General features: G+C 42.8%; 14 protein-coding genes. 8 read left to right on the top strand and 6 right to left on the bottom strand.

From position 1 onward, the window contains the following. The first annotated feature begins 45 nt into the window (after positions 1 to 45). A complete protein-coding gene (locus ACL6C3_RS29230; protein ID WP_413163508.1) occupies positions 46 to 1,770 on the top strand; it encodes an efflux RND transporter periplasmic adaptor subunit in 1,725 nt (574 codons plus the stop codon). 177 nt (positions 1,771 to 1,947) lie between these two features. Continuing rightward, positions 1,948 to 5,271 carry an efflux RND transporter permease subunit gene (locus ACL6C3_RS29225; RefSeq protein WP_413163507.1) on the top strand — a complete coding sequence of 1,108 codons (3,324 nt, stop codon included), beginning with the start codon at positions 1,948 to 1,950 and terminating at the stop codon, positions 5,269 to 5,271. 152 nt (positions 5,272 to 5,423) lie between these two features. Here ACL6C3_RS29225 and ACL6C3_RS29220 read toward each other — a convergent pair whose 3' ends face one another. Next, a complete protein-coding gene (locus tag ACL6C3_RS29220; protein WP_413163506.1) occupies positions 5,424 to 6,158 on the bottom strand; it encodes a class I SAM-dependent methyltransferase in 735 nt (244 codons plus the stop codon). 546 nt (positions 6,159 to 6,704) lie between these two features. Here ACL6C3_RS29220 and ACL6C3_RS29215 point away from each other — a divergent pair. Then, on the top strand, positions 6,705 to 7,181 hold the full coding sequence (locus ACL6C3_RS29215) for a cupin domain-containing protein (protein ID WP_413163505.1): 477 nt from the start codon (positions 6,705 to 6,707) through the stop codon (positions 7,179 to 7,181). Here ACL6C3_RS29215 and ACL6C3_RS29210 read toward each other — a convergent pair. Beyond that, complete coding sequence (locus tag ACL6C3_RS29210) at positions 7,178 to 7,996, bottom strand: calcium-binding protein (RefSeq protein ID WP_413163504.1); 819 nt, start codon at positions 7,994 to 7,996, stop codon at positions 7,178 to 7,180. The genes ACL6C3_RS29215 and ACL6C3_RS29210 overlap by 4 nt on opposite strands. Before the next feature lie 64 nt (positions 7,997 to 8,060). Between ACL6C3_RS29210 and ACL6C3_RS29205 the strand changes: the two genes are divergently transcribed. After that, complete coding sequence (locus ACL6C3_RS29205; RefSeq protein ID WP_413163503.1) at positions 8,061 to 9,776, top strand: CocE/NonD family hydrolase; 1,716 nt, start codon at positions 8,061 to 8,063, stop codon at positions 9,774 to 9,776. Between the two features lie 54 nt (positions 9,777 to 9,830). Here the strand turns inward: ACL6C3_RS29205 and ACL6C3_RS29200 are convergent, their stop codons facing one another. Then, positions 9,831 to 10,058: an indolepyruvate ferredoxin oxidoreductase subunit alpha gene (locus tag ACL6C3_RS29200; protein WP_413163502.1), complete on the bottom strand. Its 228-nt coding sequence runs from the start codon at positions 10,056 to 10,058 to the stop codon at positions 9,831 to 9,833. Positions 10,059 to 10,302: 244 nt separating this feature from the next. Between ACL6C3_RS29200 and ACL6C3_RS29195 the strand changes: the two genes are divergently transcribed. Then, positions 10,303 to 10,953 carry a DUF938 domain-containing protein gene (locus ACL6C3_RS29195; RefSeq protein ID WP_413163501.1) on the top strand — a complete coding sequence of 217 codons (651 nt, stop codon included), beginning with the start codon at positions 10,303 to 10,305 and terminating at the stop codon, positions 10,951 to 10,953. Between the two features lie 241 nt (positions 10,954 to 11,194). On the opposite strand, the gene ACL6C3_RS29190 is transcribed toward ACL6C3_RS29195, so the two are convergent. Next, complete coding sequence (locus tag ACL6C3_RS29190) at positions 11,195 to 11,428, bottom strand: LapA family protein (protein ID WP_413163500.1); 234 nt, start codon at positions 11,426 to 11,428, stop codon at positions 11,195 to 11,197. A 103-nt stretch (positions 11,429 to 11,531) separates the two neighbouring features. Between ACL6C3_RS29190 and ACL6C3_RS29185 the strand changes: the two genes are divergently transcribed. Both ACL6C3_RS29185 and ACL6C3_RS29180 read left to right on the top strand, forming a co-directional pair. Beyond that, positions 11,532 to 12,437: a vitamin K epoxide reductase family protein gene (locus ACL6C3_RS29185; RefSeq protein WP_413163499.1), complete on the top strand. Its 906-nt coding sequence runs from the start codon at positions 11,532 to 11,534 to the stop codon at positions 12,435 to 12,437. A 214-nt stretch (positions 12,438 to 12,651) separates the two neighbouring features. Then, positions 12,652 to 12,876 (top strand): hypothetical protein, encoded by a 225-nt coding sequence (locus tag ACL6C3_RS29180; RefSeq protein ID WP_413163498.1) that lies wholly within the window; start codon positions 12,652 to 12,654, stop codon positions 12,874 to 12,876. A gap of 87 nt (positions 12,877 to 12,963) precedes the next feature. Here the strand turns inward: ACL6C3_RS29180 and ACL6C3_RS29175 are convergent, their stop codons facing one another. Continuing rightward, positions 12,964 to 14,898, bottom strand: coding sequence for a GTPase family protein (locus ACL6C3_RS29175; protein ID WP_413163497.1), 1,935 nt, complete (start codon positions 14,896 to 14,898; stop codon positions 12,964 to 12,966). A 118-nt stretch (positions 14,899 to 15,016) separates the two neighbouring features. On the opposite strand from ACL6C3_RS29175, the gene ACL6C3_RS29170 reads away from it, so the two are divergent. Continuing rightward, positions 15,017 to 15,346, top strand: a complete 330-nt coding sequence (locus ACL6C3_RS29170) for a DUF2281 domain-containing protein (protein WP_413163496.1) — start codon at positions 15,017 to 15,019, stop codon at positions 15,344 to 15,346. A 27-nt stretch (positions 15,347 to 15,373) separates the two neighbouring features. On the opposite strand, the gene ACL6C3_RS29165 is transcribed toward ACL6C3_RS29170, so the two are convergent. Continuing rightward, entirely contained in the window at positions 15,374 to 15,928 is a 555-nt protein-coding gene (locus tag ACL6C3_RS29165) for a Uma2 family endonuclease (RefSeq protein WP_413163495.1), read from the bottom strand. Between the last annotated feature and the right edge of the window lie 118 nt (positions 15,929 to 16,046).

The raw sequence follows: 16,046 nt of genomic DNA, 5'->3' as shown, positions 1-16,046 counted from the left end.
AAGGCACTACCCGTCTAAACCCATGACGACTGATTGGATAAATCTATGTCAAACGCTCCACTGTCGAAATCTACAGATCAAAAGGAACACAATTCATCCTCGGGTGCATTGAACCCAACCCGGTCGGATGCAACCTCAGAACCCGAAGTTTCCCCTACAGTCTCCCCTCAACCCCAAAGCACCTCCCAAGGGATCGGATGGGTGCAGGTGCTAATGGCGATCGCGATCGCCCTCGGTGCCGGGTTCGTCGGGGGGAAATGGTGGCAAACTCAGCAGGCCAACTCGGTCGAAGCTGCGAGTCAAGAAGCGCCCCCGGCTCGAAAAGTTCCCGTGAAACTGGCCACCATCGAGGGAGAAACCCTACAAGAAAAATCCGAGTTTGTCGGGACGTTGGAGGCTAAACGTTCGGTAGACATTCGCTCGGAAACCGAAGGGCGGATCACCCGCATTTTTGTTGAGTCGGGGGATACGGTCAGAACCGGACAGGCGATCGCCCGGTTGAAAAGTGATAGTATCGAAGCCGAACTCAGACGCGCCCAGGCGAATGTGACTCGCGCTCGAGCCAGATTGGAGCAACTGAGGGCGGGAACTCGTCCCGAAGAAATCGATCAAGCCGAAGCCAGGTTAAATCAAGCGATCGCCCGTTTGGATGAATTAGAAGCCGGTACTCGTTCAGAAGAAGTTGCTCAAGCTCAAGCCAGATTAAACCAAGCGATCGCCCGTTTAACCGATGCGCGATCGGGAAGTTTGGAAGAAGAAATTGCTCAAGCCCGAGCCAGAATTGAAGCCAATCAAGCCGATTTAGAACTGGCGAATGAACGGGTTAATCGTTATCAGAATTTGCAAGCCCAGGGCGCAATTTCTGAAGATGAATTGGAAGAATATCGACAAAATCAACGGCGTTTGCAGGCGGTTGTGGAGGAATCCCAAAGGCGTTTAGTACAACTTCAACAAAGTCGAGAAACTCAAATTGAGCAACTCGAAGCCAGCGTCGAACAAGAACGTCAAGCTTTGCGACAATTGGAAAATGGGGCGCGTCCCGAAGAAATTGCTCAAGTGGAAGCCGAAGTTGCTGAAGCTCAAGGAGAATTGAATCAATTAATTAATGGAACTCGCCCGGAAGAAATTGCTCAAGCTGAAGCTGAAGTCGCCTCCGCGATCGCTGAGGTTAGCGCTTTGGAAGTGCAACTCGAAGAAACGGCTATTGTGGCGCCTTTTACGGGAATTGTCGGAGATGTTTCGGGTAAAATTGGCGATTTTGTGAGTCAGGGTGACGCGATTACAACTTTAACTGAAAATCAAATTCTTGATTTACGTTTACCGATTCCGATTGAACGAAAACCGGATTTAAAAATAGGATTACCTGTAAAAATTAGCGATCCTCAAGGTGAGTTTCTCGCCGACGGAAGAATTAGTTTTATCTCGCCAACGGTGAATCAAAATTCTCAAACCCTGCTGGCAAAAGCAACCTTTGATAATCAAGAAGGACGGCTGCGAGATAATCAGTTTGTCCGTTCTACCGTAATTTGGAATGAACGTTCGGGTACAGTAATTGTGCCGGTGAATGCGATTACCTTTCAAGGCGATCAACGCTTTATTTATATCGCCGAAGGGGGAGAGACATTAACCGCGAAAAAACAAGAGGTGAAATTGGGTTTAGTTCAGGGAGATAATGCGGAAGTGATCTCGGGATTAAAGCCGGGACAAAGATTAATTGTTTCGGGGACTCAAAAATTATCCGATGGGGCGGTTATTGAAGTGGTTAAATAAAGCCATTTAATTAAACTATTTACCGCCAAATTTGTTGAGGGAAATTTCATCAGACTGATAAATTTATCTACAAAAATCGGGCTTAAAAAATTAGAGAATTGTTCAAGTTTGATGTGGGAGAAATGAGCAAAACATCTTAACCTCTCAACGTAAAAGTTTCAATGGATATCACCCATTATGTTCACCCATTTCTTTATAAAAAGACCAGTCTTTGCATCGGTTTGTTCCCTGTTAATTATATTAATTGGATTGATCAGTTATAGTCGGCTTCCGGTGCAGGAATTTCCGAGTATTGATCCGCCCCAGGTGACGATTCGGACAACATATCCCGGTGCAAACCCGGAAGTCGTAGAAACAGAAGTTACAGAAATTATTGAAGCCGAAGTTAACAGCGTTGATGGGATAAAAACCCTCAGGTCATCGACTCGGGAAGGCGTCAGTACCATCCGAGTTGAGTTTAACTTAGAACGAGATTTAGAAGCAGCGACTCAAGACGTTCGCAACCGAGTTTCCCAGGTGGTGGGAAGACTTCCCGACGATATCGATCCTCCCGTTGTTTCCAAAGAAAGCAGCGACGATGAACAAATCATGTGGATCGCCATTTCGGGGGAAAATTTCACCACTTTAGAACTGAGTAACTACGCCGATTTATTTATCAAAAACGCCCTCGAAACCGTTGATGGAGTCGGGAGTATTATTATCGGGGGAGAACGCCGTTATGCGATGCGACTGTGGTTAGATTCGCAAAAAATGGCGGCTCGAAATATCACTCCATTAGATGTAGAACAGGCGTTAAGACGACAAAACGTAGAGATTCCGAGCGGTCGAATTGAAGGAGAAATGACCGAATATCCGGTGAGAACGTTGGGACGTTTGCAGCGACCGGAAGAATACAAAGACCTGATTATTAGAAGCAATCCCGACGGTTCACAAATTCGTTTAAGAGATATTGGACGGGCGGAAATTGGCGCCCAAGATGACCGAACAATTGCTCGATTTCGGGGTTTACCTGCGGTGTCTTTGGGGGTGAGTAGACTTTCGGGTTCAAACCTGTTAGAAGTCGCCAACGGGGTGAAAGCAAAAATGGCGGAAATTGCCAAAAACTTTCCCGAAGGGATGAGTTATACCATCGCGGTTGACTATTCGGAATTTGTGGAAATTGCTATCGATGAAGTTTGGCAAAGTTTGTTTTTATCGATTGCTTTGGTTGTTCTCGTTATCTTCGTTTTCCTGCGAAATTGGCGGGCGACTTTGATTCCGACGATTACCATTCCCGTCTCGTTAATTGGGGCGTTGGCGGTGATGTTTATCCTCGGATTTTCGATCAACACGCTAACGTTATTCGCCCTAACTTTAGCAACCGGTTTGGTGGTTGATGACACGATTGTTGTTTTAGAAAATATTGTTCGGTACATCGATGAAAAGGGTTTAAAACCGCTCCCTGCGGCTTTGGATGCGGTGGGAGAAGTTGTATTTGCGGTGATCGCAACAACGGTTGTTTTGGTGGCGGTGTTTGTGCCGGTGGGATTTTCCGGGGGAACAACGGGAAGAATATTTAATGAATTTTCGATTACATTGGCGGGTTCGGTAATTGTTTCTTCTTTCGTGGCGTTAACTTTAGCGCCTGCGGTTTCGGCGCGAATTCTTAAGCCTACAAATCGGGGAGAACAGCGCAATGCTTTCTTGAGAATTTTATCGATTCCCCTCGATATGATTGAATGGGGATTGAATCTAATTCAAACGGCTTACGCCCGTTCTTTAAAGCTGGCGATGGGGATGAAACCGATAGTATTGTTGGTGTTTTTAATCTCTCTGGCTGCAACCGCATGGCTATTTCTACAAATTCCCCAAGGCTTTTTACCCACCGAAGATCGGGGGCGGGTTTTTATTCCGATTAATGCGCCTGAAGGGGCGAGTGTAGAATATACAAATAATGTGGTTCGACAAGTCGAAGAAATCCTCGCGGACGTTCCCGAAATGAGGGCTTATTTTACTCTATCCGGCTTTGGTCGCGGCGCCTCTCAAGCCAACCGGGGATTTGCTTTTACCCGTTTAATTCCCTGGTCTGAACGCACCGAACCCGGTCAATCTCAGCAGGAAATTGTAAAGCGATTAATTGGTAAGTTTTCCCAAATTACCGACGCGATGGTGTTTGCAATTAATCCCAGTTCGTTACCGGGAGCGGGTCGGGGTCAACCGATTAGATTTGTTCTGCAAGGAACGGATTTAGAAGAATTGGCTGCGGTGTCCGATGAGTTTATAAAAGAAGCCCAAAAATTGCCGCAAGTGGTGAATGTTGACACGGATTTAAAGATTAATAAACCGGAGTTAGTTTTGGAAGTTGATCGGGCTTTGGCGGGAAATTTGGGCGTGTCGGTTCAGGATATTGCGCGAACGCTACAAATTATGTTGGGCGGCGAAGATATTACCAATTTTAACCAGGGAAATCAGCGTTATGAAGTGATGGTTCGGGGTGAAAAAGAATTTCGTTCCACGCCGAATGATCTTCAGGAATTATACGTGAGAACTGAACAAGGACAGATGATTCCTTTGAGTAGTTTGGTCACGGTGAAAACCACCACAACTCCCCCGGAAATTAATCATTTTAATCGCTTTCGTTCCGCAGAAATTGAAGCGAGTCCGGCGGCGGGTGTGAGTTTGGGAGATGCGATCGCCGCTTTGGAAAACTTGGCGGATGAAGTGTTACCCGAAGGGATGCGAACCGACTTATCGGGTGAGGCGCGAGAGTTTCGGGATGCGGGGAATGCGACGCTGTTAATTTTTGGTTTGGCGATGGCGTTTATTTTCCTGACTTTAGCCGCACAATTTGAAAGTTATGTCGATCCGGTGATTATTTTGTTGGCGGTTCCCCTGTCGCTTTTGGGTGCTTTTGGGGCGCTGTGGATCGCTCAATTGGAGTTGAATATTTACAGCCGCATTGGGTTGATTATGTTGATCGGTTTGGCGACGAAAAACTCGATTTTGATTGTTGAGTTTGCGAACCAATTGCGACAGCAAGGAATGTCTATTTATGAAGCGACTTTGCAAGCGGGAGAGTTAAGATTTCGACCGATTTTAATGACCGCTTTTTCGACGATTTTTGGCGTGCTTCCCCTGGCTTTGGCGACGGGTGCGGGTGCGGCGAGTCGCGTTTCTATCGGGTTGTGCGTGTTGGGTGGAATGTTGGTTTCTACGATTTTGAGTTTGTATATTGTTCCGGTTTTCTACGCGATCGCCCAAAATTTACAACTCAGTTTGTTTGGCAAATCATCGGCGGAAACTGACTTAAATCCCGCCCTAGAAATGAACGGACATTTTCAGGATTTGCACGGGAATGGCAATGGAAATGGGAATGGCAATGGCAATGGTCATCATCAGAATGGTCATCATCAGAATGGTCATCATCAGAATGGTCATGTTTATCAGAATGGTAATGGTAAAAATGGATCATCTGATCGCGATAAAATGAAAGATTCCGAGTTATCAAATCGCAATAATTAGTCAGGTGGGTGAGGGCAAAAATTAACACTCCCCATTCGAGAAACCCGGTTTTTTTGAAAAACCGGGTTTTTGTTTGAGAGATAAAAAAGCCCTATTGAACTTTACAAAACTTGATCAAATAGCGAAATGAGTCACCCATCTTACTGGTCATTTCAACTATTGCTATCTTGTCTATTGCCTTCTCCAACTGACGTATACTTTTTAGCAGTTAGGTAAAAATTGGTTCTCAAATACAACGGGAAACGATCAGGATTAACAACTTTTAAAGAAGCCAAGCCAAACCCTCCCAGATAAGTCTTGACTTTAACTTTAAAAAAGTCGGTGACAGTCGGAACATCATAAAATTCTATCGAATCAAATCCATTTTTGGTTAACCTTTTAATCATTCCCCAATAGGTATGTAAGGAACAATGATCGGCTTGCCATTTTGTGAAACTCTTCCATCGAATGGTTTCAAAGACACTATTTGTAAGTTTGTTTGGGGTTTGAACAATATACAAGCCTTCTGGCTTTAAGACTCGATGAACTTCTTGTAAATGGAGATCGGAGTTGGGAATATGTTCAAACACATCAAAACTCATCACCACATCGAAGGAGTCATTCGCAAACGGTAAAGCTTCTGAATGAACTTTTGATAAGGGTAAATTTCCATACAGCGTTTGACTTTCTTCGATTCTAACGGGGTTTATTTCTACTCCTCTGATGTTATATCCTTGGCGATACAAGTTATTCAGGAGGTTTCCATTTCCACTTCCAATTTCTAGGATCGCATCGGTGGGTTTAAGAAGATTTGCTTTTTCTAGAAAATCTAGATTTGATTCTAAATTGCCAAAAACTTTTCTTTGATGAAAATCATCAATGACTAAGGCAGTATCATTGTATTTCATGCCACTATTTTAATGATTTGTACACTTTTCTCAAGACATTTTCAGGGTGATCTTGAGTTAATTAGAGGTGAATTCTTGAAGATGAACTAAACTGGTTTAACCATAAGTTGTTGACGAACCAAAGACAATACATCTTCTTAACATCTTTTTTAGTGAGCCGAATCGAACAGGTTTACAGAAGCTTCAAAAAAACTTGTTATATTCAAAGTTGATCTTTACATAACGGGGTGAACTTCGGAAATCTAGATTTTGGTCACGTTAAATACATACTTTTTTTATTTTGTCAATACATGATGTTAGTTAGTTTGGTATGGTGATAACTACTTTAGTCAAACTTCAAGTTTGATCGATCTTAAAATTTACAAAACTTATAATTTTAGCGATAAGTATTCTTGCTTATTTGTATCTGCGGTTAACTTTTTAAACTAGCTTAAATTCCCAAAAAATTAAAATTTTACTTCATAAAACTTGAGAAAATAGCGATCGCATTTTCGGAAAATGAGTCAAAATAGCAATGGAAACGGATACAAATGAGGATAACGAAAAATGAGCGATCGCTGTATAATCCCCATTGTCAAATCTCCGAAAGATTACCAAGCTTATCGCATTAGTCCTCACGATACCAACCGCTTGGCGTTGGTTTTTGATCCCGATGTCGCCAATACTTCGATAACGGTTTGTGTGGAAATCTTTGATATCGGTGGAAAAACCCCACCCAACCGACATCAACTCGCCGTTGAGATGTTTTTTATTCTCAAAGGCGAAGGCGTCGTTAGTTGCGATGGAAAACAAGTTAAAATTCAAGCCGGGAATAGCATTTTAGTTCCCCCAACTGGCACCCATATGATTGAAAATACAGGTTCGACTCGGTTATATGCTCTCTGTATTATGGTTCCGAATGAAGATTTTGCGGAATTAATTCGTCGGGGAACACCTGTAGAATTAGATGAGGAAGATTTAACAGTATTGACTCGGGTTGATGGTTTGGCTGCGGCTTCAATGATTCATTTTTCTTCGGTTTAAAAGAATCCCTCTGAAGCCACAAATCTATCGGTTCCTAAATTCGCTAAAACTTCTGGTTCAGTATTGAGGACATATCCCAATAACTGATTATTTCCAGCGATTCTGATCGCCGTTCCGGTCAGAACTCCATCGCCATCCGGATCGAGATCTTCGATGGTGATATTTCCTTTTTCTAAAAACTCAGTTCCTGACGGTACGCTAGACAAAATTACCGGAATAATTAAGTCAAGACCAACTCCAAAGGTTTCCAGACTGTTAAAGGTTTCAAAGCTAAGATCTTGTCGGGTTAATCCTTCTGTTAATCCGATACTATCATTAGCCGCGTCAAAATCGGTTATAATTGCATCAGGAAGTTCAATTTCATCGGGAATTCCGGAAAGGAAAGACACGATAGAATTCACCTCTTGAGTTTGTCCGGCTTGATCGGTTCGCAACACAAAAACATCGCCGCCTTCTCCGCCTTTATAAATATCAACTTCGCGATCGCCAGTTAAAATATCAACGCCTTCTCCTCCTACAATTAAATCCGAACCGGCACCGCCAAATAACAAATCATCGCCCAGACTTCCATCTAAAAGATCGCTGTCTTTATTTCCTAATAAAGTATCCGCACCCGCTTGTCCAAATAATTCATCATTTTGTTGACCCCCATAAATTTCATCTGCATTTTGCGAGCCATTAATGGTATCATTGCCTTGAAAAGCCAACACAGTTGTAGAGGAGGAAGCTTGTTCTTCGGTGAGGGTGTGATTATCCGGATTATTCGTTGCAAACCAAGCGGGGAGAGAATCTAAGAAACCAGAGCTAAGTACCATAATAATCGGTGGGTTCGATTTTTAGACAACATCATTTTTTCTAGTCTACTGCCATTATATCTAAATGAAAATTATTAAACAAACTGAATCGATATTCGCCCGGGATGGAGTGCGTTTGGATGCGGATATTTATCGACCCGATGCTTCGGGGGAATTTCCCGTTTTATTAATGCGACAACCCTATGGGAAAACGATTGCTTCAACGGTTGTTTACGCCCATCCGACTTGGTACGCTCAACAGGGTTATATTGTCGTTATTCAAGATGTACGCGGACGGGGAACTTCTCAAGGAGAATTTAAGCTTTTTTCTGCTGAAATTGCAGACGGAGAAGATACTATAAATTGGGCGGCTAATTTACCCGGAAGTTCAGGAAATGTCGGAATGTATGGGTTTTCTTATCAAGGAATGACCCAACTTTATGCAGCTTCTACCCGTCCGACTGCTTTAAAAACCATTTGTCCGGCGATGATTGGTTATGATTTATATGCGGACTGGGCCTATGAAGGGGGAGCATTTTGTTTGCAAGCTAATTTAGGATGGGCGATACAGTTAGCCACAGAAACCGCCCGACTAAAAGGAGATGAAAAGGCATATTTAGCGCTTTATCAAGCTTCTCGAAATTTACCCTTTTTTGACCCAATTCCCGCTAATCCCGAGATTTTAAAACAGTTCGCCCCCGATTCATATTATCACGATTGGATCGAACACAACCAACCGGATTCTTACTGGAAAAATCTTTCTCCAAATCTCGATCATGTTGATTTACCGATGCTTCATATTGGCGGATGGTTTGATACTTATCTTCGCGGAACGTTAAATTTTTATCACGAAATTACAAACCGCAGTCAACATCCCCAACATTTAATTATTGGGCCTTGGGCGCATCTTCCTTGGGGAAGAAAAGTAGGAAAAATTGATTATGGAATCGAAGCTTATAACCCCATTGATGAGTTACAAATTCGTTGGTTTGATTATTTTTTAAAAGGGAGAGATACCGGAGTTTTAGAAGAATCTCCCCTGGCGTTATTTGAAATGGGAAGTAACCAATGGCGGGAATTTGACTCGTGGCCGGGTGAAAATGATCGCTCCTATTTTCTGATGAGTACCGGACTCGCAAGCATGAGAGAATCGGCGGGTTTTCTGATGGAAGCGGTTGAAGAAAAGTCAACTATAGTTTATGATAATTTATCGATATCCGGCTCAATAAAACTCGAAGAAATATCGGAATTTGAGATAGAAGAACAGGAAATCACTCAATCGGAAGCTTTTGATATTATCGTTCACGATCCTTGGCGACCCGTTCCGGCTTTGGGCGGTCATTCCACATTTCCTGCGGGTGCTTTTGAACGTTCGGCCTTAGACTGTCGCAGCGATATTTTAACCTATACTTCGACGCCTTTAAAAGCCGATTTACATCTGGCTGGCGATGTTTTTGTTGAGGTTTATTGTGAAGCGGATACACCCAGTTTTGATCTCTGTGCGGTTCTTTCTGAAGTGCGAACCGATGGCTGCGTTTATAATTTTACTCAGGGTTATATTCGGGTTGAATCTGGAGAAAATCCTGTTAGAATTCAACTGCAAGCCACCTGTATTAAAATCCCTCAAACCTATGCCATCCGTTTAAGTTTAAGCGGGGCTTGTTTTCCGGCTTATCCGGTTAATCCGGGAACGGGTCAACCTCCGAGTCAAACTCGTTTAATTGATGCCAAAATTATCACGTTAACCCTGCGCTGCGGGGGAAATTTTCCCTCAAAAGTTGTTTTACCTGTTGTAAATTGAGCTTAAAAATAGGGGCGCAAAATTTACGCCCCCAGAGTGAATTAAAACGACCAATTAGTTTGGCGTTTTCTGCAACCCAGGTCGTTCTTCTGGGAGAATTGCACCCTCAACGGGGCAAACTTGTAGACAAATTCCGCAGTCAATGCAGGTATCAAAATCAATCCAGTACCAATCCGTACCCTTGGCATTTTTGCCCGGGCCATCGTGAATACAAGCAACTGGACAGGCGCCGACACAATCTGCAACGCCTTCGCAAACATCGGTAACTATTGTATGTGGCATTTTGTGTTCTCCCTGTTTGGATCAGACGGTAGGTATGACCCCCTCTTACATCCTTTCATAATTTTGCGATCGCTGTTCACTTTCTCTCAAAATTGATTGAAAATTGGATGAGATTTACCGCTTATAAATGGTACAATCTTGATAGACATCGCAACTCAGAGATCGGCTTTGACATTCTATCGACCAATCGGAAATTAATCAGTTACTCTTTTATATTAAACAATTTTTTCTCCGATAACATTTTATGAATCAATCTCCAGATCTACGAGAATACGCCCCCGCCACTGAACGCAACCGTCAGCCAATTTTAGAGGTGTTGCAACGGGTTTTACCGAGTCAGGGTATTGTCTTAGAAATTGCCAGCGGAACGGGTGAACACGCCACGTTTTTCGCCCCTCGCCTTCAGGGGATTCAGTGGCTACCTTCTGACCCGGATATTAATCATAGAGCAAGTATTGAAGCTTGGCAACGTTATTTTCCGTCAGACAATCTTTATCCGCCGTTAGCATTAGATGTGCGCTCCTCTGTTTGGCCGGTTCAAGAACCAGATCAATTGAAGGAAATCGGATTAGAAAATCATTCAATTACCGCTATTGTTTGTATTAATATGATTCATATCGCGCCTTGGCAGGCTTGTTTGGGGCTGATGGCCGGAGCGGGGCGAATTTTACCCGATGGGGGTATTTTATATCTCTACGGCCCCTTTAAACAAGGGGGAAAACACACCGCAGAGAGTAATAAAATGTTCGATGAATCTCTACGTTTATCGAATCGGGAATGGGGAGTTCGAGACTTGGAGGAAGTGATAGATATCGCCCAAAATCATGCTCTAAAACACATCGAAACGATTCCCATGCCCGCTAATAATTTATCGGTTGTTTTTCAACGATGTTAACAGGTGTTATATGATGTCCGACTAATCGATTATGATTATGTAGGGGCGGGTTCTAAACCATCTCTGAAACCCATTACTAAATTAAAAAAACCCGCCCCGTCCCCAGAACACGCATTAATCAACCGGACATGGTTTTAGGGGTCGGGTGTATGGTATGAGATGATAACGGGTTGAGGGGCGGGTTTATATCAGTTATTGATGGGAGACATAGATTGTTGGGGAACCCGCCCCTACCAGAGATCTATTCTTCTTCGCCTGTTAAACTGACCCGTTGCCAGATCGGAATTAAAATAGAAGTGAAAATCAAGCCGACAGCCACACTAAACGCCAAAACAACTCCGACCGGAAGTTGTATGGACTCGAAGGTAAAAAATTTAATTGAAACCGGAGTAGCATTTTGTACGGCGATAATGGCGATCGCACTGATGACACCCGCTAAAATCAGACAGGTTAAAATCGGGGAGATGATTTTCATGGGAAAGCTATTATCTAATCGCCCAGTTAATCGGCCTAGCGATCGCCATTATATCACATCAAAATAGAAAACACGGCTCAATAGAGGAGAGAAAATCGTAATTATGTTTCGTCAACGTTCTACCCCTTGGATTCAACGCAAATCTCGTTTTATTATCGCAACGATAGCCGCTTTTGGCGCCGTTGTTACCGCTTATCTGACGATTGTGAAATTGACCGGAGGAAGCGCCGCTTGTCCGGTAACAGGCTGTGACAAAGTGTTATCGAGTCCCTACGCGGTTGTCTTCGGTTTACCCCTGGCGCTGTTTGGATTTTTAGCCTATGCGGGGATGGGAACAATGGCTGTTTTGCCTTGGTTAATTAACCCTGAATCCCAGAAAGAATTGCGCCTAAAAGCCGAAAATTGGACTTGGTTGCTGATGTTTGTGGGCGGAGTTTCCATGATGATTTTCAGCAGCTATTTAATGTACTTAATGGCGTTTAAAATACAATCGCTCTGTTTATATTGTATCGCCTCTGCTGTTTGTTCTATCGGCTTGTTTCTGTTAACAATTGTTGGTCATTCTTGGGAAGATTTCGGTCAGCTTGTGTTTACGGGTTTAATTGTTGGGATGATTACCATTATTGCGACTTTGGCGATTTATGCGCCCCTCAACAATCCGCAAGCAAATAGTCAAGAAACCTACGGCGTAACCACAGCATCTAATCCTGCTAATATCGCTTTAGCCGAACATCTAACTCAAGTGGGAGCGAAGATGTATGGTGCTTTTTGGTGTAGCCATTGTCAAACTCAAAAGCAATTATTCGGAAAGGAAGCCGTCACGAAACTGACTTATATTGAATGCGATCCGAAAGGAAAAAACGCTCAACCCGATTTGTGTCAAGCCGCAAATATTAAGGGTTATCCCACCTGGGTAGTGAACGGTCAACAATATTCGGGCGTGCAACGATTAGAGAATTTAGCCGAATTATCCGGTTATACTGGCTCACAAAATTTCGGAAATCCGTAAGTTTTGTGAGCATTTTCACAGCATAATCACTTAGGCAAGGATAACCAGTTAAACAAAAGTAATATTTTATCCTTGTCTAATTTTTTATTAATTTTTTCTTTAATTCTCGACTTAAATCTCACTATTTTAATAATTGTAAAACTGTAAATTATGCAACAAAGCAGAACTCTGGTTTTGAGAAACAATCGAATGATAAACTCTGCGGAGATATTGAATGAAAAGACAGAAAATTCTTCCATCGACCTGCAAAAATTGCCGCGCCTATAAACCGGAAGGACGACGGGGCGGCTTGTGTCAATTGTTTCAAGTCCCGGTTCAGAGTCAGTGGGAATCTTGCTGTTTTGCGAGTCTTCCCTTTAAAAATTCTTGGGAAAATAAAACACCTGAGTTAGAAGAAATCTCTGAAGTGATTGAAGCCAGTTTTGAAGTCACGAGTTAATGGACAATCATTAAATCACTTAGCAGTAAGGAGTTTAGCCTTATTGCTAGGTGCAAAAACATCAAGAATGAATCAGCTTGCAATCATTTATCCTTGACTCTTAACTTGCTGGAAATAATATTCAAACCGTTCTCGCAATTGTTCAATCGTTAAATCTTTTGTCCAATATTCCACCAACCCATGACCAAACGCCCAAGCATTTTGTTCCGGTGAACCCGGATTTTCTAATAATAACGGCCAGAGGGTTAACAAGTCAAAATTGCGACGATTGTTGCTTTCGCCCGGATTTAAAACGGAAAACAAATCATATCCCATTTGCAGTTTACCAATGACAACAGGTAACTGTTCAACCGGAATTTGTTCGGCGAGTAAATAAGCCAAAGCCGGGGAACCTGTTGATATTGTGGCAATATATTTAAGAATCGGACTCTTGAGTAATGCCGTTAAACCTTGAGTTGTAGTCATTTGGAAAGTATAGCGATCAATAATCTTGGCTGCGGCTACAGTACGCGCATCTAAATTGCGTAAAAATCTAGCCAACCGCAGTTGTTTTGTTGGCGGAATTAATTCAACCAAAGCAATCGATAACGCATCAATTCCCCATTGTTTTCGACTGCCGTTTATCTCCCCCGTAACGACGGGTAAAACGCTATTACAAATCTCCCCTAACCGTTCACTTCTATATTCGGTTGCTTCTCGAATTGCAACTTCTTTCGGACGATTTCCCGCTTGCCAATTATAGGCCGGTTCCCACTCTCTCACCGGACGCAAACGATCCACTTGAGTTACAATTGCGATCGCTCTTAAATCTTCGACTTCTGCTTTCATATCCTGCAAAAAATCTACATCCATTTGTAGCGCCGGATCGAGGGCGGGTGTCACCAATAATAATAAATCCGTTTTCCCCAGAAAATCTAACACTAAATCCCGAAAATCAGAGCGATTAATTTGTTCGTAGCCGGGAGTATCCCACAAAATTAACGTTTCACCCGTGGGCGTTTCCCACTGATAGTTTTTAATTTTATCGGTACTCGGTAAAACATCTACTTCCGCTTTTTCCGCTTGAAATAACGTATTAATTAAACTACTTTTTCCCGCCCCCGTGCGTCCGGCGAGTAAAATATTAATCGGTTTTTGTTCAACTTTTTCTGTGGGTTCGGCTTGTTCAAAAATCTCTCGTAGCGTTGCTGTTTTTGCTTTCGGTAAAGTTGGGGTTTCTTGCGTCGAAAAAACGGACGCAGGAAGTTGAGTTCCCGAATACAAAGTAATGGCTTGACGGCAGAGATTTCTTAACGCCGCCTCCCGCAACATTTGACTCAAGTTTACCAATAATTGTTGATTGGCTTGATCGCTGTAACGTTTGCTGGCGACTTTTGCCGCAGCAGCAGCAGGATTAATCACCCACAATGCCCAATTCCAAACTTGCCACAGTTTGCGGGCAGAAGGTTCTAATTTTTGGTACATTTCATAGGCTTGAAACGCTTTTCCAACTGTTACTTGATTGAGAACCGGCGATAACTGTTGCATCCAGCGATCCATATCATCAACGGTGCCGCGAATCAGTCCGTAAGCTTGGGGAATGTAGATATTTAATAAAGGATATTTGACTTCGGGATAGTATGTATTGGCAACGGTAATTACCACATCCTGACACCGTTTCCAAAAGGTTCCCCAGTCTTCCCAAACGGGTGCATCATTGCGAGTTTGTTGGATAATTTCTTGTAATTTGGTTTCTATGTTTTGGGTGGCTGCATCTCCCGTTAACGGCGTTTCTGCATTATCTAAACTGGCTTCGAGATCTTTATTAACTTCCGCCATTACCGCTTCGACTTGCGCGATCGCGGGTTTTGTCCACCGCACCAACAACCACCGCCAACCGACAAAAACTAGGGTAACAATTCCCCAGATCCAGTTAATTCCCCATTGATTAATTTGATATCCTGCTGTCACCATGATGAAGATGACAACAGCAGCAACGGGTAACGCTAGAAGCACCCATTGCCAAGGTTTTAATCGCACCATAATCTTATCCTCGGTTACTAACTGTTTGTATAAAGTTTAGCGTATTCAAGTTAAATCGTTTGAATGGGTTTGTTATAATAATCTTTAAAAGTTCTTCGACACTGACGGGGTTACACCGATGATAGAACCAACAATTTTAGAGAAATTTGAAGCCCTTCCCGACTCGCTGAAAACGGAAGTTGTTCACTATATTGACTTTTTGTTAGAGAAATATGCAAAAACGGGATCGCAATCTCAACCCGAAGTCGTGGAAGAAAAAACTGAAAAGCATCATGGCTATGGGAGTTGGGCTGGACAAATTATCATGTCTGATGATTTTGATCAACCTTTGGAAGATTTAAAGGAATATCAAACATCGCCCCAACCCGAACCCCCGAAAAAAAAGCGTGAAGCCCGATTATTAAAAGAAAAAATTTGGATGTCAGATGACTTTGATGTACCGCTTTAAGATTTAAAGGACTATATGTAAAATTGTCTAACTTCCCAACAAACGTTCAACCGCAATAGCAACATCGGGAAATGCTAACAGAGAAATCGTTCCTTGAGTTAACGTTTCTTGGAATTGATAACGATCCTCCGTTGGTGAACGAAACACAATTAACTGCATGGCTTGTAAATTAATAACCCAATATTCGGGAATTCCAGCAGCCGCATAAATCTTAGTTTTGACTTCTAAATCTTTGTTTAAGCTGGAGTCTGAATATTCAATTAACCCATAAATATTTTCGGGATAGGGATGATGTTCTCGATAATCTCGCCCCAACCGTTGTACAATGGCAATATCCGGTTCCGGTTCGGAATTACTCGCAAGAATTGTAATCGGTTTGGCTTGGCGAATTTTAGCGCGATCGCCGAATAAATAAATCAGATATTCTCCGGCTTCATCGCTAGAATAAGCATGAATTTCGCCTTCGGGTGCCATTTCTACAATTTCACCATTGAGTAATTCAACATTTCGTCCAACTAAAATTCCAGCAGCAATCATGCGATGATAATCTTTAATTGTCCATTTTGCAACTGTGAGAGTCATGGCGATCGCTCCGATGGCGTTACTCTTTATTTTACATAATTTTTCCTAAGCTTCTTCGGGGAGATGGGGCGGGTTTATATAAATTATTGATGGGAGACACAAATTTTTGCCGAACCCG

It is taken from the genome of Capilliphycus salinus ALCB114379 (assembly GCF_047276495.1).
In the GTDB taxonomy this organism is placed as follows: Bacteria; Cyanobacteriota; Cyanobacteriia; order Cyanobacteriales; family Microcoleaceae; genus Capilliphycus; species Capilliphycus salinus.
This window is presented reverse-complemented; position numbering and strand designations above follow the sequence as displayed.